Genomic DNA, 20,190 nt, shown 5'->3' on the forward strand with positions numbered 1-20,190 from the left:
TCTGATCACTGGGTTCAGGTATGGTAATCCTGGGCACATTTGGAGGCACTGCAGAACATCCTGCTATAAGGATCAACAAAATCAAGCATAGCAATTTCATAGCAAAATACAGTTCTGTAATGCCAAATTTACATACTGATATAGGTTTTCAATTAGGAGACAGCAACGCAAGCATACTATTTCCAAGAAAAGAATACTATATATTCAATTTTAACAATATCATGTTCTGATAAATAGGGAGTGTAAAATATTTTGTGTAAACTCCTTCCCCATTGTTTGAAACCCTGCCGGGATGGGGAAGGGGGAATGGCGCGGCAGCAGCGCCTTCCCCGGTTTTTAGGTCTATTGAGATAATTCACTACCATAGGCCATTAACACAGGAAATTTTACAGTCTCGATAAATAATTGATATATCACCTAATTACCACTCTTATGGACATATAGTCAACCTGGTGCCTGGATCTAAATGTACCAGCTTACTCCCATCTGAGTAATAAAAATTATTATTAAAAACAGTTGCACATCCTGATAGCCCAAATTGATAACAACATGGATATAAATGATAATTGCCATTCCAGGTATACACATAATATGGTGGTATCCGTTTCTTCTTCGCCCAAACAGATTTAGCACCTATTGCACTTCCTATTCCGACAACCACTGAAAGAATTAATAATACAATTCTATTTTTTTTCATAGTCGTAACATTTAAACTGGTAAAATAAATACACAATTCAACCAATAAATGAAAGCCATAAAATTGAGCGCCACTCTAAAAAATATTATGAAGGGAGAATAACAGAATTCCAAAAACGAAGCTGGAGATGTGATTATAAAAGAAAAACAATACAAGTTAACTCAATCCCCTGCAGCATCATTTCCAGTTCAAATTAATTATAAATTTTAACCTGTGGCATAGGTCTACTGTAACTAAGGATAAAATCGTTATAACCTGTAGGCATCTTATGTGCAAGGTCAAACCCATTACCGACGATAATCAATCGATTCATTCTATAATTAATTACTAATTTATCTATAAAACGACAACAGGCCCATTACAGGCCTGTTGTCTCTTTTTCCAATTCAACATATAATAGCTTCTTACTGCTTTGTCTTATTAATGGCATTTTGAAATGTCTCTTTTTCTTCCGCACGAATATGATCACCATACTTATTCATATAAGCGGTGGCCACTGGTACAAATTCCTCCCAATCTTGCTTGTTTAGATAATATATCGTTCTCGCTCTCAAATACATTTCCTCACCTGGGGCACCATATGGTTTAATGGCTGTTTCAATACCATCCCAATCTGGTTTAACTGCTTTCGTCATTGGTTCTATTGTGCCTTTGTAAATCATATTCATCATATTTACGGCATACTGACGCTCACCTAACATCTTCTTAAATACATCAGGATGGTTATTCATATACGCAAATCCTGCATCCCTGGAGGATTTGGCAAACTGACTGATAGCCATCAAATCTTCTTCACTTAATGGTTCATGTAAGGAAGCAATATATTCTGTACCAGCATTTTCTGCACCAGGCTTATCACCTACCTGGTTAGCAGCCATTGCTAACTTCTTTAAAAAAGCTGGCTCCCGCTTACCATTTATATATTCTTCCAACATCTGACTATACACCATAGCCGGGTCTGTTAAATCTGCATTTTTTGCTGTAACCATGGGTATAGTTCCTATTGCAGGATTTAAAGGCGCATGAATTTTTCTTAAATCCTCAAATGGAATTTTCACTACTTCTCTATCATAAGTAATCAGTCCATTTTGCTCACCCTCTACATCAAATGGTTGTGTATAAATTGATCCGCTCAATCCTTGCTCTTCTAATAATCGCAGGTGTTGCGCCATGATAGTATACTTAGCCTTCAGCGCTGCTGGTTTTTCCTGTATATATCCCCAGGCATTCATAGGGTTCCATTGATGATCAGGGATAAATACACCAATTCCTCCAAATTCTCCTACTATTCTCGCTTTCCCAGGTTGCGCAGGTGAATTCATTGGATTTGGATAGGAATGTACATCTGTCATATCACTAGCTACCCAATTGTCCTGTCCTGTTTTAGTCTCATTTTCATTTATAAAAATATATTCTCCTGTATGTCCATTCACTATGCGGCTCGGATCAGTTGATTTTACCCATTTAGTCAGTCTTTCCTGATCATAACTACCCCATTGTTCATTAAATAATACCCAGGTCACAATACCAGGATAATTATGCAATTGCTCTAAAATCTCCTTACTCTCCTTTTCAAATTCTGCTTTTGAACCTTCTGGTAATCCCTGGTTAGGATTTACAAAATCCTGCCAGACTAACATTCCAATCTTATCCGCATGATAGTACCACCTGGCAGGCTCAATTTTAATGTGTTTTCTGATTGTATTAAAGCCCATCGCTTTAATTGCTTCAATGTCAAATTTCAGGGCTTCATCCGTAGGAGCGGTATACAATCCATCAGGCCAGAAGCCCTGATCCAGGGTTCCTAAATTGAAATAAGGTTTGTTATTTAAGAAAATGCGATCGATCCCTTTATCATCCTTCGCAATTGAGATCTTCCGCATTCCAAAATAACTTTTTACTTCATCAGTAGTCTTTGTTCCTTTTAATAGTTTAACTGTGAGATTATATAAGTACGGAGATTCAGGTGACCATAATTTAGCATTCTTAACTGGCAGCTGCAAATTCACACCAGCCTTACCTTTTACTTTACTCACTATTGCATCTCCATCTTGTGCAGTCACCTCTACTGATGCACCTGCTGGAGCATTCACCTTAATATTTAAAACCCCTTTATCAATATCAGGCGTCATTACCAATCCCTCAATATAAGTCTTGGGAACAACTTCTAACCACACCGTCTGCCAGATACCGGATGTTGGTGTATAATATATGCCCTGTGGATTCAATACCTGTTTTCCATGTGGGCCTATCCCCCTTTCTGTAGGATCGTATACTTTCACGATTAGCTCATTCTCTCCAGCCTTTAAAGCATTCGTAATATCTATTGTAAAGGCTTCATATCCACCACTATGCCCCCCTACTTCCTTACCATTTACATAAACAGTTGCCTGAAAATCTACTGCACCAAAATGTAATAGTACCTTTTCTGCACTCGGTCTTTCAAATTTTCTCTTATACCATAACAATTGATCCGGTTGCAATATTTTCTTTACACCAGATAATGCGGATTCTAATGGATAAGGAACCAAAATCTTGCCGTCATACTTTTCTGGTACAATTACATCCTTTCCAGTAATTGTATAATCCCATAAGCCATTCAAATTATTCCATTGTCCTCTCTCCAGCTGAGGCCTTGGATATTCCTTCAGTGCATTTTCAGGAGAAACCTCTTTAGCCCATCTTGTTTGGATATTTACAGGTTGCATTTTCCAACTATCCTGTGCATGTACTTCAACAAATAAAACAGTAGCAAATAAAACTAATAATAAATTCTTCATAACTCGATTTAAACTAGAAATTAAATCTCTATTGTAAAATTATAGTTCCTTATAATCCTTTTTTGAGCGGTCTAAATTACTATTCTGTCGTGTCAATTCAGTTAATGGCAAGTTAATAATATCTATTAATTAGGACCTCCCATGTTGTATTGCAACAAGCATTACTCCCAGGTACTTTCTCCTTTTCTCATTTTATCCAAATTCGCCTGAAACGAAGGCTTATCTCCTTTCGCAGCCATATTCACCGCTTTCTCCTCAACTGAAATGGCTTCATCTTTCTTACCCAATTTATACAAGAGATTCGCATATGTATCCATAAAAGTAATTGCTTCTCCTTCCTGTAATGTCCGTTTACTCCAACTAAGCGCCGCCTTCAACGCATTAGTATCTTCCAAATGCTGAAATACTTCCCAGGCAAAATTATTTAATTCAAAAAACATGACATGATCTCCATATTTATCAATATATGGGATAGCACTATTAGCGAACTTTTCATAATCCTTTTTATCTAAATAATTAATTGTTCTTGCCTTCCATACTATCTCTTCACCAGTTGCTCCATATTTAGACACTATTGTCTTTTCTATTTTTTCCCAATCAGTATTTGCGTCCATTTGTGGCTTTATCTCATCTATATAAATGATGCCCTGTAACTTATCAAGTGCACTTTTCGCACCTAATACTGCGTCTATCTTTTCCGGATGCTTTTTAATAATTGCAAATCCAGGGTCAGTAATATGGGTTGTAAATGCATCTATAAATGCGATATCATCTTTTTGATAAGGCTCTTTTAATTGTCGGATATAATCATTGCCAATTTTCCCCGCATTCGTAAAATCCTTCATCTTGCTAGCTGTTTCTGCCAGATTACGGAGAAAATTAGCATCTCTATTCCCTTTGTTATATGCCTCCAGGTTGATAGCGTATTCTCTTTCGTGATCTATTGTATCTCCAATCTGGGCCTTAAACTGACCAGGGGCTGCCGCATATTGACTTGCATTGGGCACAAGCATAGTATGGATCTCCCTTAACTTTTCAGCTGGTATTTTGATGATTTCTCTATCATAAGTCATTAATCCATTCTCCTCTGTCTCTACATCAAACGGCTCTGTATAAATGGATCCGGAAAGTCCCTCCTCTTCAAATATCTTCAAATGCTTCATCATAAACTGATACTTCTTCATAAATTCAGCTCCCTGTACTTGTATATATCCCCATCCCTCAGCGCCATTCCACTGATGGTTAGGTGTAGGCACACGCACACCTCCCCACTCACCCAATACCCGGGCTTTTCCAATTAAATATGGAGCAATACCAGGCCCCGGATAATCATGAATATCTGTTAAATCACTACTAATCCATTTTTTTCCTGGATCATCCGGCGATTTTCTATCATAATTTTCTCCTGTATGCCCATCCACTACCCTACCAGGATCAGCCCTTTTTAACCACTCAGTCAAACGTTGTTGATCATACCTGGCCCAACCCTCATTAAAAAGCACCCAGATCACAATACTTGGATAATTATGTAACTGGGCTATATTCTCTTTATTTTCCTTTTCAAATTCCGCATGTGCATCCGCATTCCCATTAGCACATGTCACCATATCCTGCCATACTAATACTCCCATTCTATCAGCATGATAATACCACCTGGCTGGTTCAATCTTAATATGCTTACGGATAGTATTGAAACCCATATTCCGGATAGCCATAATATCAAACTGCAAAGCAGAATCAGTAGGCGCCGTATACAGACCTTCTGGCCAAAATCCCTGATCAAGCACTCCCAGATGGTAGGTATACTTATTATTCAGGAAAAGCCTTTCTACACCCTGTTCATCCTTTTTGACTTCAATTTTCCGCATGCCAAAATAACTGCCAACACTATCTACCATTTTCCCCTTATGTAGCAGGCGCACATTCAGATGATATAAATAGGGATCATCAGGACTCCATAGCCTAGCATTATTCACCGGCAATTTCAAATCTTGTCCAGGTTTACCTTTTATAATGCTCCCATTAGAAGCTACAGCTTCTACCTGATAATCCTTACTATTGCCATCGACATTAACTTTCAAACTCAGTTCCTGGTTATCTACATCAGGCGTCATATACAAATTATCAATGTAGGTAGCTGGTACCGTCTCCATCCACACTGTCTGCCATATTCCACTGCTTGCCGTATACAGTATATTTTTAGGTTGTAAAACTTGTTTCCCGTGAGGATTAGGTCCTTGATCTGTAGGATCCAATACTCCTACTACTAACTCATTATTACCTGCCTTTAATGCATCTGTTATATCAATAGCAAACTCCTGGTATCCTCCTGTATGGCCACCCACTTCTTTTCCATTTACATATACAGTTGCCTGCCAATCTACAGCGCCAAAGTGCAGTAAAACCCGTTCCCATTTCTTAAGGTTAGGCCTGGCTATATTTCTCTTATACCATAAGCGTTGAGTGGGTAATAAAGGCTTTTTTAGACCTGAAAGTGCAGATTCAATAGGAAAAGGAACCAATATTTGTCCCTGATACTGCGTAGGCCGTTCAGCAGCCTTATCAGTAATAGCATACTGCCAAAGGCCATTTAAATTCTCCCATTGATTGCGCACCATTTGAGGGCGGGGATAGGCTGGTAATACATTGGCAGGATTAACATCTTTTGCCCAACGGGTTTTGATGCTCACAGGCTGCATTTTCCATTCATTGCCTCCCTGGGCATAACCCGAGACTATTAAAACACATAAAATTGCTCCAATAGCAAACGCCTTGCACATTCTTTTCATATAAGCTGGATTATTGAATTTAGTATTCAAGAACCCATATAGTTGCAATAGCAAGTATTTTATAACACGCTGTTAAGGAATTTTTTAAGCAAGGATGAGGTTAACTGGATGTTACCTTTTAATAATAAACGCAATTTAAATCGCCAATAGCTAGTTACTACTCCTGGTATTAATCTAATAAAATCATGATAAAGAAAATCCTCCTCCTATTTTTCCTGATATTCCATCTTTTAAAAATAGAGGCACAAATAAATAATGGCTATAGCAAAAACTACCAACCAATAAAATCAGGGAATATACTTTGTGACAAGAATTTCTATCTACTTACTGCTCTTGCCAGGTATCCTAAAATCAACCAATTAATTGCCGAAAACAAAACGCTCAATAATATATTAAAATCCAAAATCGACTCTATTCATCTTTATGCCTATAAAAATGGTATGTTCCTGAATGCAGATTCAACTGTCGGAAATTTTATATGGAGCAAGGAAGACACTGCAACCATCTTGCAAGTACTAGGCAATCTTTACCAATCAAATACATCCTTATTTGACAAATTGATCAATAATGATTTAAGACCGAGCGGTAATTATCAAAAATTCATTAATCGAACTAACGCTGATTTATTCCAGCAAGCCTGGAGACAATATCTATACGGAACTAATTACATCATTTCTCAATATGGATTAGGCAAACACCTCCGTTATCCATCCATTGATTCTATCAGCTATGATGTTAATGGGGAATACTTTCGGTACATGCTAAAACCCCTATTCAATTTCCTTGATTCTCATCAACAGGAAATGACCTTATTTTACCAGCCTACGCTACAACTAGCTATCCGCCTGATGGAGGCAAATGACAGAGATGAGGCCGCACGTTTCGAACCAATGGGAAATGGAGAAAATAAAGAAGCTGTAAAAAGTGTGAAATCAGTTGATTGGAGTAAATATCAATATTCCGTCATCATGGTTCCTGGTGAAGGTCCTGAGTTATATTCCGTTCCCCTCTCTTTTGGTGGAAAATTGCGTTGCGAACTGGCAGCAGAACGCTATAATAAAGGATTAGCGCCATATATTATTGTCAGTGGTGGATACTGTCATCCTTTTCACACGCCATATTGTGAAGCGATTGAAATGAAAAAGTACCTGATAACAAAATTTAACATTCCGGAAAAGGCCATTATTATAGAACCTCATGCGAGACATACTACTACCAATTTCAGAAACGCGAACCGTTTGATCATCAGATATAACATTCCAATCAACAAACCAGCACTATGTGTATCGACCAGTGATCAATCCGGATATATCGCAGATGATAGGTTCGATACCAGAAACCTAAAGGAATTAGGTTACCTCCCCTACCAAAAGAAACAAAAAATATCATCACAAGAAACTGTCTTTTATCCAACAATGGAAAGTTTACAGATGGATCCATTAGATCCTTTAGACCCGTAGTAGCGGTTTTTCATTCAATATTTTAACCTCATTTACAAAGCCGCTATTATCAAATAGCGGCTTCCTATGTTTTAGCCCGATCTATGATGCTATCCAGGCAGCATTGTCATTTCTAATTTACTGCCATCACATTTCATTCGACCATTAGTAGTTTCATTCCGTTAATCTACCAATCAGCATGCATTGCATTACCTATGCGTTTACAGACTGGTTAGCCCTTTAGTTCAGAAATCACAGCATGTTCTTTAACCCTAAATTGTTAAACCATATATCATGAGAGAAAAAGCAATAGTTGATCCGCCTGCCAACGCACTCTCTCCTATAGATCATTATACAGGATTATTACCCAGACAGGAAATAACCCACAGAAAATTCCTACAATTCGTCATAGGAGAAAATAGGGTCTATCGGTGGATTATGATTTTGCTGATTTACGGACAGTTTATCATCTTTAAACTATGCTACCCATACCCTGATTTTTTTTCTGATAGTTACAGCTATATAGAGGCTGCCTACAGGCATTTAAATGCGAATATCTGGCCAATTGGATACAGCAAATTTTTATGGCTGTTTCATTATATTACTTACTCGGCTCTGGCCCTCAACTTTTTTCAATATACTATCATTATATTAGCGGGTCTATATTTCTATAAAACCATTGTATATTTCTACCCGACCAGCAAAAGAACAAGGGCTGTTCTTGCTATTTTTTTCTTTTTCAATCCACTTAATTTATACCTCGCAAATTACATCGCTAGCGATGGCCTATTTGTGGCACTCAGCCTTATCTGGCTGGCTGAATTATTATGGATATTAAACAGGCCAGCTCTCCATCATACTATAATTTTGTCTTTTGTATTTTTAATAGCATTTACCTTCAGATATAATGCGTTGTTCTACCCTATTATTACGGCATTGGTATTCCTGTTAAGCAAGCAAAATACCTGGAATAAAATTACAGGTATTATTCTAGGACCATTATTAATACTACCGGTTATAGTAATAGTTTCCACTGCTGTAAAGAATATGAGTGGCACTGCCCAATTCCCACCTATTCTTGGTGGCTGGCAATGGGGTAACAATGCTTTATATTTTCGGGAATATGTAGACGAGGATACTTTACATTTCCCTACCCCTCAAATGGCGGAACTGGATCAAATAGCACGTGTTTATTATAGAACTGTTCCACCACATAAAAGAGAACTTTCTTCTTATGTTGGGAATTTCTTTATTAAACAATGGGATGCTCCATTAAAGATTTATATGATGAAGCATTATCCTGATCCGGATGTAAGCTCCTGGGCAAAAGCAGCGCCGCTCTTTGGAGAATATGGGTTATATATTATAAAAAGGCATCCTGTAGAATTTGCCTTGCATTATATATCGATCAATACAAGAAACTACTTTTTCCCTCCAATGGAAAAACTGGAATTATATAATCTAGGTGGTGACGAAATGTGGCCGATTGCTGCCTGGTGGTTTCATTATCCATCCACAAGAATGACTGTAATTTCAAAAACATTACAAGGATACATTCTATTAATGCTACCATTCATTTTTTTACTGGTAAACATATATGGAATATGGGGACTTATATATTATATAAGGATCAAGGGATTTAAAAAGACCTCACGCGTTTTTAACCTGACCATTATGCTACTGGCAGCTGTGTTAATTCTAAACTTTTCATTTAGCGTATTTGCTAACATAATTGTGATGCGATATCAAATTTTCCCACTGATTACAGGGTTGATTTTTGTCTTACTATTATCTGACTACCTGGAATTGAGCTATAGATCCAAGGTGACCAATAAAAATCTGGAATTAGCAACTTTATAAAAAACTGTTGTTATGGAAAACATGACTATTGTTATACCCTGCTATAATGAAGAGAAAAGGCTTCCTATCAATGATTATAAATCCTTCTTATTAAACTATAAGGGGCAAATGGTCTTTGTAAATGATGGTAGTTCAGATAAAACCCTCAAAGTACTTGCATATATAAAAAGAGATTTTCCTGAAAAAGTGTCTATCCTTCATTTAAAGAAAAATGTAGGTAAAGCAGAAGCTATCAGGAGAGGAATTTTAGAAAAAACGACCAATAATACCAATAATATAATCGGCTTCATGGATGCAGACCTTTCCACGCCGTTTGATGAGGTAGATTATTTTATAGAAGCACTCCAAAAATCTAATTTCAAAATGATCTTTGGATCACGCATAGCAAGAATAGGCGCAAATATCCATAGATTTCACTCTCGTCACTATTTCGGTCGCATAGTAGCTACCGCCATAAGTATATATCTGGGAATCCCGATCTATGATAGTCAATGTGGCGCTAAATTCTTCCGGGCGGATTTTGCTCACCAGGTATTTTCAGAAGCATTTATATCAAGATGGTTATTTGATGTCGAAATTTTTAAAAGAATCCTTCAAAGTAAAACTAAGGTAGATGAAATATGCTATGAATTGCCATTGCATACATGGATAGAAAAAGGTGATTCAAAGTTGACGATTCATGACGTCATAAAATTGCCATTTGAATTTTATAGAATAGCCAATTACTATATGGATAAAGAAAATAAAACGGATGTCTATGGTCTCTACCAGGACTATAGAAAACCTGGCAATCTTATGCACAAAAATATTGCACAATAAATTTAATTATATTCAATCACCCCATAAGATCATTACCGATGCGTAACGCCATAATATTCCTGCTTACCATTTTATTAATTGGTTGCTATGCCAGGGTCCCTGATGTGATAGGAAAAGAAGGACAACCCATACCTGGTTTTAAATTTTTATTACGCGATGGCCAATCCCTGGTCTGGACTGATACAATAAAAGGCAACTCACCCACTGTTTTCTTATATTTTGGCACCCAATGTCCTTATTCAAGGGCAGAAATTCAGGATATTTTTGACAACATGGATGAAATGCAAGACATAAAATTCTATTTCGTCACGCCCGACAGCCTTAGTTACATGCAAAAAGTGGTTGATGCCTACCATCTATTCGGTTTTAGCAATCTCCAGGTTGGACAGGATTGCGAATATTTCATCAGCAATCACTTTGATGTACATTCAGTTCCAACCACGCTAATTTATGGAAAGGACCATCTTCTAAAAGCAGCATTTGTGGGTCAAATTAATTCAGGTGATATCACAAAATATGCCAGAGAATAAACCTGATTGAAACATTACAACAATTGAAAATAGCCATACAATGATCTTTGAAAAAAATATATTCCCAAAAACCTTTAAAGACTGGACCTGGAAGGATAATGAAAACAAGATTATCTTATTCTTCTCTACTGTTTCCGTGTTATGTCTTTTTTACATTTTCAAAAACTGTTATCCTTTCCCCAATTTTTTACCTGATTCATACTCATATCTTGAAGCTGCCAAAGAAAATTGGAACATCAATATGTGGCCGGTTGGGTATTCTAAATTCTTACGATTCATAAGTGTATTCAATCATACGGACAAAGGATTATTCTTCGTCCAATATATAATACTTGAATCGTCCATCTTATTTTTTATACTTACTATCAGATATTTGTTGAACCCTGACAAATGGACCATTAGGATCGTAGCGATCTTACTAGTCTTAAACCCATTATGGCTATATGTTAGTAATTTTGTATCCAGCGATGCACTATTTGCTTCGATGAGCCTCTTATGGCTAACTACATTAATCTGGATAATCTATCACCCGGGTAAAGACCTTTTATTGCTGCACGGGCTAATACTTTTCTTTGTATTTTCCATCAGGTATAATGCCTTATACTATCCAATAATTAGTGCCATTGTAGTGCTCTTCAACAAAGATTCTATAAAAAATAAATCTCTTCACCTTTCTTTAGTGTTGGTACCTGTCCTGGTTTTCTTAGGCTGCACCATAATGGAATATAGAGAAAAGACAAATACAACGCAGTATTCCCCGTTTGGTGGTTGGCAGATGGCGAGCAATGCACTTTACATGTATGCACATGTTTCTCCTAAAACAACAGAAACAGTTCCGCCAAAGCTCCAAACACTACATAACATAACCGTCAAACACCTGGATTCTTTGAACCATCTCAGGTATGATAAAAGGCCTGATAACGAATTAGGCATTTATTACCTCTGGGATGAGAAAGCGCCTCTTAAAAGCTACCTTATTACTAAATATAAAAATGATAGTATTACCCCTTATCTAAAACGGTGGGCAAAAGTAGCGACTTTATATAATCAATATGGTACATGGTTAATTAAGCAATTCCCGGTTGAATTCACTAAATACTATGTTTTACCAAATCTGATTAACTATTATGCACCTAATCCTGAGTTCCTGGGATTTTATAATATGGGAAGGGATTCTGTTGACGCAGGTGCGGTTCAATGGTTTGGTTATAAAACCAATAAAGTACATGGTTTTTCCAAAGATAACAAGATTACATTGACTCAAATTTTCCCTCCCTTACTAGCTATAATAAATATTTTTTTCTTTACCGGATTATGGGGATTTATATTTTTGAATGGTTTTAAAGAAATACCTTCCCTTTATAGGAAAACACTATATGTACTTATTTCAATCTGGATATTTAATTTATTATTCAGCGTCTTTGCATCACCCATCGTTTTGAGGTACCAGGTATTCCCTTTTATATTTACTTTATCTTTTGGAGGCATATTATTATCCTTCATGATCAGAAAAAGTTTTATAACACCTACCGAAAAATCACCTCTTGTTAATAAAGATATTGCAGCAGCACTTTAACATTATTTACTTTAAAAATTACCCTTTTTAATCAAAGGGTAATTTTTATTATCTGACAAAAACACGAACTCCACAAATATCAACATAAACGTAAACTCCACAACTGTAATAAAAAGCTGGTACCTCAACAAACTAGCGGATGCAATGACTATAAAGAAAAAATTAGTTACCCACAGCAAGCCGACTAACAACACACATCTTGCAAAGACATTTTCTATCTTTTGATATCCATTTAATACCACAAATCCAGCCAATCCAATTAAAAACAGAATATGTATAAAGGTATTTAATAATGGATATTGTGAAAATAAGGCTGCTCTAAATGATATTACTTCCCTGGAGGCGCTGACTGAGTAATTACCAAACCATTTGTTTGCTACTTTTCCTAGAGTATCCTGTTGTATACGAAAAGGATTGATGCTATCAAAGTACACTTCAGGATAGGGCATCATGTAAATACTGATATTAGGCAAAACAAAATAACGTGCATAAGTTAAAGGGTATTGCTTCAATATATATGAACCATAATCTTTGTATAAGGGTCCTAATAAAGATAACGTGCGCACATTAATTAAAAAATTCTTCTCTGGACCCATCTTCTTATCCCGGAAGGTAAGCAAGGGAGAAGGGTACATAAACATGTAGTAGCTGCCCCATGATGGATCTGGATTAAATATACTTACAGGCATATGTTTAGAATGATAATAACTTTGTACTGAACTATCTAATTCTTTAAATCTCGGAGGTACCGGTTTTACTTCATTCGAATCTACATGTTCATAAATATACAATGCATTACTAGCCACTTTCCATCCTTGAAAGGGTGAAAATTGGTTAATACCGAATAATTTGTTGTTCTCATGTATACTAAATAACATAAATCCACCTATTAATACACAAGGAAGAACTATTCCAACCATTTTATAGACGATTCGTTGTTTGCTTAATAACAATGCAAAACATCCAACAATTGGATAAAATAATGCACTATGCCTGATAGTAAAAGTGATGAACAACAATAAAGCCTGTATAATAATCATATAAGGCCGAGGCTTAAAAATAATCCATAACAAATTTATCAACCACATCAAGCTTAGCCCCAGGAATATTGCATCAGAAAGAACCAGATTGCATGTGTAGAGATATATAGGATTCAGAAACAAGAAAGCAAACAATATAGCCGATGTCCAACTTGAAATTTTAAATATGTAGCGAATAGAGAGGGAAAAAAATAAAAAAGAGCATTGAAGAAAAATATACTGCACAATGAGTACTGCATCAATCGAATGAGAAAACCAACCAATTAACCTCAATATTTTAGAATAACCAACCGGCCATGCGCTTACATCATCATTAAAATAAGCGGCATATATATAATAATAAGAATCGAAAATAATATTAGGATTAGGATAAAACACTTTAAACACAATCCAGGCGGCAAAGCTTAGACTTATACTAAAAGCAATATATAGCTGGTTGGCCGGTGTCCTTAAAGCATAATTAACAAAGTCCTTCTCAAGATTATTTGTTGGCATTTTAAGTGAGGTTTTGAGTTAACATAGGTAATATCCTTTTCGCAGTCCAACACACCTATCTAAGTTAGTCAAATTTAAAAAACAAAACTTTTCATTACTAAAAATAAAAGCAATTTCCACTCATGCAACCACATTTCAGTAAGAGTTCATTTATTTGTAATTCCTGAACCATTCTAAGATATAATAGATCCATTGGCTAATCCATACCCATCGGCATTGTAGAATTACCAGTATTTGCTTTGTTAAAACCCTGCATATGCAACACACTCCAAATAGTACAGAATTAATTACAAGTGATATTATGAATAATCGCAAATCCATTAAGCGATTATCTATTATTATTCCCGCTTATAACGAAGAGAAAACAATTACCCAAATACTGGACAAAATTCGGGATGTAAGACTCATTCATGAAATTGAGAAAGAAGTGATCATAGTAAATGATTGCTCCAAAGATAAAACTGAGGAAGTGGTCAAAGATTACATGTCAAATTGTAATGAAATGCTAATTAAATACTCTGTACAGCCAGTTAATAGTGGTAAGGGAGCAGCCATTCATGCAGGGATATTGCAGGCTACAGGTGAATATTTGTTGATCCAGGATGCTGACTTAGAATATGATCCATTCGAATATAATACACTATTGAAACCAATTGTACATGGATTTGCAGATGTCGTGTATGGTTCCCGCTTTATGGGCGGTAATCCGCATCGTATCCTCTTCTTCTGGCATACTATAGGAAATAGGGTGTTGACCTTTCTATCCAACATGTTCTCTAACTTAAACCTTACAGACATGGAAACAGGATACAAAGTATTTCGGACCGATTTCATTCAACAACTGCCCCTCAAGGAAAAAAGATTTGGGTTTGAGCCTGAGGTAACATTAAAAATTGCCCGTATTCCCTTGATAAGAATTTATGAAGTAGGCATTTCCTACTATGGACGTACGTATCAGGAAGGTAAAAAGATAAACTGGAAAGATGGCGTCCGTACTATTTACTGCATTGTTAAATATGGTTTCCAAACCAATAGTATTGTTAACAAAAAAGCAGCAGTACCCTTATCAAAAAATAACTAAATAGATTTATATACACAACAAGCAAACCATCAAATAATGGCAAGATCAACAATAGACGAGGTAGGTATATCTACTCTTGAGCATTTAAGTATAGCTAACCGTTTAAATGACTGGATGTTTGATTCAATACGACCTTTTACAAAGGGGAGAATTCTTGAAATCGGGAGTGGAATAGGCAATATATCTACCTGTTTTATCGACCATGGCATTCCCTTATGCGTAAGTGACTACAGCGATCACTATTGCAATCTCCTGGATCAGAAATTCGCTAATCAACCATTAGTTGGAGGCGTTTTCCAAATTGATTTAGCTGATAGCGATTTTGAATCTAGATATAGTCCCTTAATTGGCAGATTTGATACTGTTTTTGCATTAAACGTAGTAGAACATATCAAAGATGACCACTTGGCAATAGCTAACTGTAAAAAACTACTATCTCCTGGTGGACATTTGATTATTCTTGTTCCAGCCTGGCAACTTTTATATAATGGATTTGACAAGGAGTTGGAACACTTCAGGAGATATAATAAAACAACGGTTAGAAAATTGTTCCAATCACAAAATTTTGAGATAATAAAATCCTGGTATTTCAACCTGGCCGGAATATTGGGATGGTTTGTATCAGGTACAGTTTTACGTAAGAAAACGCTACCAGCAGGTCAATTGACCTTTTATAATAAACTCGTACCAATATTCCGGTTAGCTGACAAACTAGCCTTCAATAGTGTCGGGCTTTCGGTAATTATAGTGGGGAGAAAATCGGAGAAGGAATAAGTTGCTTCTTCAATAAACTCATCATATGTAGGTTAATATCCCATTGACTATAATCATGTACTAAATAAGGGAATGGTCCAAATTCAGTTGTAATAGTCAATATTTCATCATTATTAAATCTTTCCGCGATGCGCGTCCACCATCCCAAGTGTATCTTTACCGCTTCCTGCCATTCCGGTAATCTTGGATCAGGTATCTGAGGCCCTTCTGGGTATCCCACCCTGGCGTGAATATGCTGCGCTCGTTCAATTGCCAGTTGCACAGCCTCCTGCTGGTCGCCAAGAAATGATTCAGCCACTGCCACCCAATGCGAAATATCGAAAGTAAGCTTCAGCTCAGGATTAGCCTTTAAATATTCCTTAGTCACATGGGCAGCAAAACTAAACTTCCCCCGATGCAACTCATGTACTACCTTCGGGCCAGCCAAATCAATTAAAGCATTATTTTGCTCAAATGTAAAAATATCTCGTCCTGTCTGCGAATTGATTTTCACAAAAGGATAAGGATTTATCCATTCCAACCAAGCGGCATATAAGTCATAATGCTCATTGAAATCTGGACTACAGGTATCAAAATGTTGAGGAAGCATCAGTAATTTATGCTGTTCTGCCAGATTCCAAACTTCATCCAATGTTTGATCATCAGTGTCTGAAGTAATAGCATACTCAATCCCATCATACCCTGCAGCCTTTGCCTTTATCATGAAATCCTTCCAGGAGAGGTTTTCACTTCCCCAACGGGGGCAAAAAAATTGAATTTTCACTTTAAATGGTAGTTTTAATGATCAATTTTTCCGGACGGAGATATGGTTTATTTAAGTCTACCGTACCTTTCCAAACGTAAGGGTCTTTCCCAGACACTAATACGATATCTCTTAAATCCTCTGTAGCAGGTAAATGTCCATCCTGATCCCATGGCAACATAGAATCAGCACTCATATAGTGATTCACCAAAGCAGTTCGGAAACAATCGTCAGTTTTATTACGGAGCGAGCTATGCAATGTATAACCATGAAAAAATACCACAGATCCACTCTTTACTTCTACAGGTATACTATCCTTATCAAATCGGGTAACATCTACAGTATCCACATCGGCGTATTCCTTACTTGAATTTTCTACTCTTCGCATGATGTAACCAGGTTTACCCGGAATAATCCAAAGGCAACCGTTCTCTACATTAGCATCATCAATAGCAATCCATACACCAGTCAATGACCTGTCACGGGTTGGAATGTAAAATTCATCCTGGTGCCAGGATTGACCAGCTTTACCTGGTCCTTTCACAAATAGCATCGACTGCATGCATTTAACATCCGGACCAATGATGCCATTTAATACGTCAATTACACCTTTATGAAATAACGCTTTATAGATAACAGGAGAGATCTTATGCGGAAAATGTATAGCGACGTATTTTTTCAATACTTCTTCATCGCTAATATCATCATCTGTATCAATCATCCCTTCCACTACCCCTCTTTTACCTCTAAAGATATCCGCAGTTTCTTTTCTTAAAGCGGCTATTTCTTCTTTACTGAAGAGATCAGGGATAACCAGGTATCCTTTCTCTTTATATTGATTTACCTGTGTAGTTGTAATCATAAAAATAAAGTTTCAATTTCTTCCAACGATTTTCCTTTTGTCTCAGGAATATTAACTATCATATAAATAAATGCGATCAAACAAAATCCAGCATAAATCCCCAAGGTTATAGATGTGCTAAAGTGAGCCGTCATTACCGGAAAACTATAACTGATAGCGAAATCTGCCAACCATAATGCAAATGTGGAAAGTGATAAAGCAAGTGCTCGAATGCGATTGGGGAATATTTCAGAAAGGTACACCCAGGTAACAGCCCCCAGTGTACAACCGAAGCTAGCCACATATACCAGCACTGAAATAAGAATGAGGTAATATTTATAAAATTGAAAATAAAAACATATGGCCACAACAATCAAAGAAGCACCCATTAATACACTTCCCATTACCAAAAATCTTTTTCTCCCAACCTTATCAACAAATCCAATTGCGATAAAAGTAGATACAACGTTCACCAGTCCAATAATAATTGTGTATAATAATGAATCGTTATTACCCAATCCAGTTTGATTAAAAATTACAGGAGCATAATACAAAATAGCATTAATACCTGTCACCTGTTGAAAAATAGCTAACAGTACACCTGCTATTAATACTTTAGAATATTTTTTATCAAATAACCTGGAAATCGAACTTTTTTCACCCTCAGAATAGCTTAATTGAATCTGTGTAAGCTCATGCTGTACATCCAAACTATTCTTGATCTTCTGCAATACAATAACAGCCTGTTTAACCTGCTCATTATTCACTAACCAACGCGGTGTTTCCGGAACAGATAACAACATCAATAAAAAGAGAATAGAAGGAATCAGTTGTGTACCAAACATCCACCGCCAATTATATTCTCCTGTACCATTTAATGCATAATTAGTGAAATAGGCTAACAATATTCCCGTTACAATAGCCAGTTGATACAGGGCTACCAATTTTCCACGTTGCGACGCTGGAGCTATTTCCGCTATATACATGGGAGAAACCATTGCAGCTGCTCCAACGCCCAATCCTCCAATAATTCTAAATATGATAAACAAAAAGAACTGCTTACTGATCGCGGCTCCAATACCTGATATAGCAAATAGCAAAGCACAGATAATAAGGGAATTCCTTCTACCATACTTATCTGCTAAACCGCCAGCAGCTAAAGACCCCATAGCACAACCTATCAACCCTGAACTAACAGCCCAGCCAATCATGACAGCATCTAATTTAAAATAGGCCTGTATATAAGGTATCGTACCGGATATAATAGCAGTATCAAATCCAAATAATAATCCTCCAAGAGCGGCAGTAGCACTAATGAGTATTACAAAGCGATTATTCATGAGAATGAAGGTACCCGCTTCTAAAATCGCATTTAGCCACTTTATTATTGAAAAAATAAACAATTTTAATTGTAAATTAGCTATACAGATAATACCCCAATTATTGTTTTATTGATCGGCCATAGCATTCATTAAAGCTCAATTTCAGCAGGTACTTATTCAGTTTAATATGTTTTTTTTATTTAAAAGGAAATCTTATAGCAGTATCTCTCCTTAATTTGCCAATAATGACCCTACCATTGTCCATTACAACCCTCATAGGGCAGCCCATTTTGTTTTCCCCTGGCCTGCCTGACAGCTTTGCCAGCTACCGCTTACAAGGAGCAAAGCCATTTTATGCTCAAAGTGAAAGCTTTGGACATCTGATATGCCAACAGATTGCTAGTGCTGGTTATACTGCCTGGATTAGTCACTTTATTTTGTCTAAGCCTGCAGATTTCAAGATAACAGCTAACGTAGACGATCTGCTATTGCATTACACCATCAAAGGAAGCATGCATTATGTCTTTGACACCACTGAAAGTATTGCTAGTGAGCATCACTTAAATATAGTGGTGTCCCGCCGTTTGAAACATGTTATTAGATTCAAAAGTGCTGGTGTCTATGCTGCTATAAATGTGCATATTCCAATTGTGGCTTTGCAGGAATTAAAAGACAGTTTTCCCGTTATCAGCACATTCCTGGAAAAGACAAATAGTGGACATGCGGTTACGCTATTAGACCACAACATGGTAGCCCATGAAAGATTAAGAAACATCGTAAGAGATATTAACGAAAGAAATTTGCCCAGCACAGCTGGAGAAAAATACCGCGAACAAAAAACCACAGAACTTATTATTGAATCATTAGATATGCTATCACGTTATCTTACTGACAATAACGGGCTCAGTGCCGCAGACCATGAAAGAGGTGAAAGAACAGAAGTGCACCTATTAAAACATTTACATCAGCCCTCACCACCAACCTTACGACAATTATCTAAGTTCGCAGGAACAAATGAGAAAAAGCTGGAAGACATCTTTAAGTTACGACATGGTGTAACAGTATATGATTTTTTTCAAAATGCCAGGATGAGTATCATTTATCGAAAGTTGACCGAATCTGATATTCCTTTACAAGATCTGGCTGATGAATTTGGCTATACTGATTATTCAAGCTTCTCGTATGCCGTAAAGAAAAGATTTTCTTACAGTCCGCGAGAGTTACGTAGAAAAAATTTAGCATAGTAAGCTAATAAATATAATATTTCCTCTTATCCAAACTTAAAGCTATTTATCCAATTGCTTTAAGGATGAGAGCTAGTAACTTTATACAGAGATAATAGTGGATCTTATTATTATCTCTATTTAAAAGTATAAGAACATTTAATGGTATATTGAGGAATATT

At 36.6% G+C, this 20,190-nt stretch carries 15 protein-coding genes; 8 read left to right on the forward strand and 7 right to left on the reverse strand.

Annotation, left to right across the window (positions count from 1 at the left end):
- Positions 1 to 890 precede the first annotated feature (890 nt).
- From QQL36_RS35555 to QQL36_RS03550, 3 genes are all read right to left on the reverse strand, one after another.
- The gene (locus QQL36_RS35555; protein WP_415751051.1) at positions 891 to 1,010 is read right to left on the reverse strand and encodes an AbiH family protein; all 120 of its coding nucleotides are present in this window, start codon (positions 1,008 to 1,010) and stop codon (positions 891 to 893) included.
- A 91-nt stretch (positions 1,011 to 1,101) separates the two neighbouring features.
- A complete protein-coding gene (locus QQL36_RS03545; RefSeq protein WP_321568934.1) occupies positions 1,102 to 3,477 on the reverse strand; it encodes a glycoside hydrolase family 2 protein in 2,376 nt (791 codons plus the stop codon).
- Positions 3,478 to 3,638: 161 nt separating this feature from the next.
- Positions 3,639 to 6,266, reverse strand: a complete 2,628-nt coding sequence (locus QQL36_RS03550; protein ID WP_321568935.1) for a glycoside hydrolase family 2 protein — start codon at positions 6,264 to 6,266, stop codon at positions 3,639 to 3,641.
- 185 nt (positions 6,267 to 6,451) lie between these two features.
- Between QQL36_RS03550 and QQL36_RS03555 the strand changes: the two genes are divergently transcribed.
- The 5 genes from QQL36_RS03555 to QQL36_RS03575 all read left to right on the forward strand — a co-directional run bounded on the left by QQL36_RS03555 (position 6,452) and on the right by QQL36_RS03575 (position 12,490).
- Positions 6,452 to 7,726, forward strand: coding sequence for a YdcF family protein (locus QQL36_RS03555; protein ID WP_321568936.1), 1,275 nt, complete (start codon positions 6,452 to 6,454; stop codon positions 7,724 to 7,726).
- A 273-nt stretch (positions 7,727 to 7,999) separates the two neighbouring features.
- The gene (locus QQL36_RS03560) at positions 8,000 to 9,565 is read left to right on the forward strand and encodes a hypothetical protein (protein WP_321568937.1); all 1,566 of its coding nucleotides are present in this window, start codon (positions 8,000 to 8,002) and stop codon (positions 9,563 to 9,565) included.
- 12 nt (positions 9,566 to 9,577) lie between these two features.
- On the forward strand, positions 9,578 to 10,384 hold the full coding sequence (locus tag QQL36_RS03565; RefSeq protein WP_321568938.1) for a glycosyltransferase: 807 nt from the start codon (positions 9,578 to 9,580) through the stop codon (positions 10,382 to 10,384).
- 38 nt (positions 10,385 to 10,422) lie between these two features.
- Complete coding sequence (locus QQL36_RS03570) at positions 10,423 to 10,914, forward strand: TlpA family protein disulfide reductase (protein ID WP_321568939.1); 492 nt, start codon at positions 10,423 to 10,425, stop codon at positions 10,912 to 10,914.
- A 718-nt stretch (positions 10,915 to 11,632) separates the two neighbouring features.
- Positions 11,633 to 12,490, forward strand: coding sequence for a hypothetical protein (locus QQL36_RS03575; protein WP_321568940.1), 858 nt, complete (start codon positions 11,633 to 11,635; stop codon positions 12,488 to 12,490).
- An 11-nt stretch (positions 12,491 to 12,501) separates the two neighbouring features.
- Here QQL36_RS03575 and QQL36_RS03580 read toward each other — a convergent pair whose 3' ends face one another.
- Complete coding sequence (locus tag QQL36_RS03580) at positions 12,502 to 14,025, reverse strand: hypothetical protein (protein ID WP_321568941.1); 1,524 nt, start codon at positions 14,023 to 14,025, stop codon at positions 12,502 to 12,504.
- Between the two features lie 256 nt (positions 14,026 to 14,281).
- On the opposite strand from QQL36_RS03580, the gene QQL36_RS03585 reads away from it, so the two are divergent.
- Together QQL36_RS03585 and QQL36_RS03590 are read left to right on the forward strand one after the other, a co-directional pair.
- Positions 14,282 to 15,106, forward strand: a complete 825-nt coding sequence (locus tag QQL36_RS03585) for a glycosyltransferase family 2 protein (RefSeq protein ID WP_321568942.1) — start codon at positions 14,282 to 14,284, stop codon at positions 15,104 to 15,106.
- A 36-nt stretch (positions 15,107 to 15,142) separates the two neighbouring features.
- Complete coding sequence (locus tag QQL36_RS03590) at positions 15,143 to 15,880, forward strand: class I SAM-dependent methyltransferase (RefSeq protein WP_321568943.1); 738 nt, start codon at positions 15,143 to 15,145, stop codon at positions 15,878 to 15,880.
- Here QQL36_RS03590 and QQL36_RS03595 read toward each other — a convergent pair.
- Genes QQL36_RS03595 through QQL36_RS03605 form a run of 3 tightly spaced genes read right to left on the reverse strand, consistent with a single transcriptional unit; the run spans position 15,849 to position 18,866 of the window.
- Entirely contained in the window at positions 15,849 to 16,643 is a 795-nt protein-coding gene (locus QQL36_RS03595) for a sugar phosphate isomerase/epimerase (RefSeq protein ID WP_321568944.1), read from the reverse strand. The genes QQL36_RS03590 and QQL36_RS03595 overlap by 32 nt on opposite strands.
- Position 16,644: 1 nt before the next feature.
- Entirely contained in the window at positions 16,645 to 17,484 is an 840-nt protein-coding gene (locus tag QQL36_RS03600; protein WP_321568945.1) for a phytanoyl-CoA dioxygenase family protein, read from the reverse strand.
- The gene (locus QQL36_RS03605) at positions 17,481 to 18,866 is read right to left on the reverse strand and encodes a sugar porter family MFS transporter (protein WP_321568946.1); all 1,386 of its coding nucleotides are present in this window, start codon (positions 18,864 to 18,866) and stop codon (positions 17,481 to 17,483) included. Before QQL36_RS03605 ends, QQL36_RS03600 begins: the two co-directional genes overlap by 4 nt.
- 164 nt (positions 18,867 to 19,030) lie before the next feature.
- Between QQL36_RS03605 and QQL36_RS03610 the strand changes: the two genes are divergently transcribed.
- Positions 19,031 to 20,029: an AraC family transcriptional regulator gene (locus QQL36_RS03610; protein ID WP_321568947.1), complete on the forward strand. Its 999-nt coding sequence runs from the start codon at positions 19,031 to 19,033 to the stop codon at positions 20,027 to 20,029.
- Positions 20,030 to 20,190 lie beyond the last annotated feature (161 nt).

The organism is Chitinophaga sp. LS1 (genome assembly GCF_034274695.1).
Classification (GTDB): domain Bacteria; phylum Bacteroidota; class Bacteroidia; order Chitinophagales; family Chitinophagaceae; genus Chitinophaga.

Excerpts from the sequence above, each read along its gene's own strand:
- QQL36_RS03610 (WP_321568947.1), top strand. The coding sequence starts at position 19,031 with ATGACCCTACCATTGTCCATTACAACCCTCATAGGGCAGCCCATTTTG.
- QQL36_RS03580 (WP_321568941.1), bottom strand. The coding sequence starts at position 14,025 with ATGCCAACAAATAATCTTGAGAAGGACTTTGTTAATTATGCTTTAAGG.
- QQL36_RS03545 (WP_321568934.1), bottom strand. The coding sequence starts at position 3,477 with ATGAAGAATTTATTATTAGTTTTATTTGCTACTGTTTTATTTGTTGAA.
- QQL36_RS03560 (WP_321568937.1), top strand. The coding sequence starts at position 8,000 with ATGAGAGAAAAAGCAATAGTTGATCCGCCTGCCAACGCACTCTCTCCT.
- QQL36_RS03575 (WP_321568940.1), top strand. The coding sequence starts at position 11,633 with ATGGAATATAGAGAAAAGACAAATACAACGCAGTATTCCCCGTTTGGT.
- QQL36_RS03590 (WP_321568943.1), top strand. The coding sequence starts at position 15,143 with ATGGCAAGATCAACAATAGACGAGGTAGGTATATCTACTCTTGAGCAT.
- QQL36_RS03565 (WP_321568938.1), top strand. The coding sequence starts at position 9,578 with ATGGAAAACATGACTATTGTTATACCCTGCTATAATGAAGAGAAAAGG.
- QQL36_RS03585 (WP_321568942.1), top strand. The coding sequence starts at position 14,282 with ATGCAACACACTCCAAATAGTACAGAATTAATTACAAGTGATATTATG.
- QQL36_RS03555 (WP_321568936.1), top strand. The coding sequence starts at position 6,452 with ATGATAAAGAAAATCCTCCTCCTATTTTTCCTGATATTCCATCTTTTA.
- QQL36_RS03550 (WP_321568935.1), bottom strand. The coding sequence starts at position 6,266 with ATGAAAAGAATGTGCAAGGCGTTTGCTATTGGAGCAATTTTATGTGTT.
- QQL36_RS03600 (WP_321568945.1), bottom strand. The coding sequence starts at position 17,484 with ATGATTACAACTACACAGGTAAATCAATATAAAGAGAAAGGATACCTG.
- QQL36_RS03570 (WP_321568939.1), top strand. The coding sequence starts at position 10,423 with ATGCGTAACGCCATAATATTCCTGCTTACCATTTTATTAATTGGTTGC.
- QQL36_RS35555 (WP_415751051.1), bottom strand. The coding sequence starts at position 1,010 with ATGAATCGATTGATTATCGTCGGTAATGGGTTTGACCTTGCACATAAG.